Annotated in this window: 2 protein-coding genes; both read left to right on the plus strand. The window is 28.7% G+C overall.

Annotation, left to right across the window (positions count from 1 at the left end; genetic code table 11):
• Positions 1–265, plus strand: a 265-nt coding sequence (locus tag VLM92_RS15710) for a hypothetical protein (RefSeq protein WP_325277263.1), incomplete at its 5' end; no start/stop codon positions are given.
• A 258-nt stretch (positions 266–523) separates the two neighbouring features.
• The gene (locus VLM92_RS15715; protein WP_325277264.1) at positions 524–1,594 is read left to right on the plus strand and encodes a hypothetical protein; all 1,071 of its coding nucleotides are present in this window, start codon (positions 524–526) and stop codon (positions 1,592–1,594) included.
• Positions 1,595–1,656: the final 62 nt, after the last annotated feature.

The following is a 1,656-nucleotide window of genomic DNA, read 5'->3' on the forward strand; positions in this document are numbered from 1 at the left end:
GTGCAATAAACCACAAAGCTGTAATTGTCAAAATGAATGCAGTATGAATGATATATATATGTTTTTAGTAAAATACACATTTGATTTATTATGTGAAGTACAACTACCTTGTGGGCATCCAGGATTAAAAGAAAGCTTATGTCTATTAATAGATGGGAAACCACTACCTTGTGGACATCCTACTTTAGATGAAATATTATTGAAAGCATTAGAAAAAGATAAATGTTGTGATTGTTACAAATGTTGTAAATGTTGTAAAGACTAAAGTTATAAAATTTAAATCAAAGTAACCCCATAGTTTTAGAGCTATTGCTTTAAGATTATGGGGATTTTTATAGCATTTATATTAATTCGTATGGTAAGGAAGTATTTATGGTATATACGATTAATAGACGTTGAACTTAGGCATATCAATCCAAATTTTGGGAATTGAGTTAAATTAATGACAAATATATACATGAATGGTATATTATTGTACCTGAGGGAAATAATTTATACGAATTATACATAGGAGGAAGAAAATTTGAAGTTTAAATTGAACATCATAGGTAAAGTCATCACATTAAGTATTATAGTATTTATGACTACTGTAACATCAGTAAATGCGCATGGGAATGAAAGTGTAGAAGGTCATACGGATATTTTTAACAAATCTAAGTTAGGTAACTATCATTATCACCATGGATATGAAGCTCATTTACATCCAAATGGAATATGCAAATTTAGAGAAGAAGAAGCAAGAGAAGATGCTCGCAAACTTGGAGCAAAAGATGGAAACGAAGATGGTTATTTAGGAAATGAAAAAACACAATATAGATACTCTAAAGAACATGCATACTTTGCAGTATACAAAGAAAGTTATGATAAAGCATTTGAAGAGGGTAAAGCTAAACTAGAAGAAGAGAAAAAAGGAGTTTGGAAATTAGGCTATGATATAGGAAAAAGTGGAAAATCTCAATTAACTGATTCATATAGCCATGAGATATTAAACCAAACTTATGTGCAAGGACATAAAGAAGGATACAGTGCATTTAGAAAAGAAAATATTGAAAAATATAATAGAGATGGATTTGAAGATGGTAAAAATAATAGAGAAAAAATATCATTTGAAAATTTAGAAGAAGACTATATCAATTCATATAATGAAGGATATGAAGAAGGAAAGAATGAATATATAAAAGTTATAAAAGATGAAGGATATAATGCAGTATTTGGTAATGGAAAAGCTAAATCATCATATAGTGAAGAAGAACAAGTTTGGTATGAGCAAGGATATACACAAGGGGAAAAAGATCTAGAAGAACTTAAAAATACAGCATATAATCTTGGACGAAACGGAGAAAGTAAAAATATTCCAGAAAAATTCAAGCATGCGCAAGATATTTTTGATAAGCATTATGAAAGAGGTCTAGCTGATAAGCAAAAAGAAGATGAACAAATAGTTTCATCTAAGGAATTCAATAATAAAATAGAAACAGCTTTACGTGTTGGAACAGGAATTATAGTATTAGTTCCAGTAGCTTTAATTTTAAAACGTAAATCTAATAAAAAGAAAATGAATAATCAATTAGGTGATGATGATAGAGTAGCTTAATGTAGGGATTGACAGATGCTAAAAAAGACAGGGACATATATAAAATTACCTGTCTTTTTAAT

Source organism: Romboutsia sp. (assembly GCF_035470145.1).
In the GTDB taxonomy this organism is placed as follows: domain Bacteria; phylum Bacillota; class Clostridia; order Peptostreptococcales; family Peptostreptococcaceae; genus Romboutsia_D.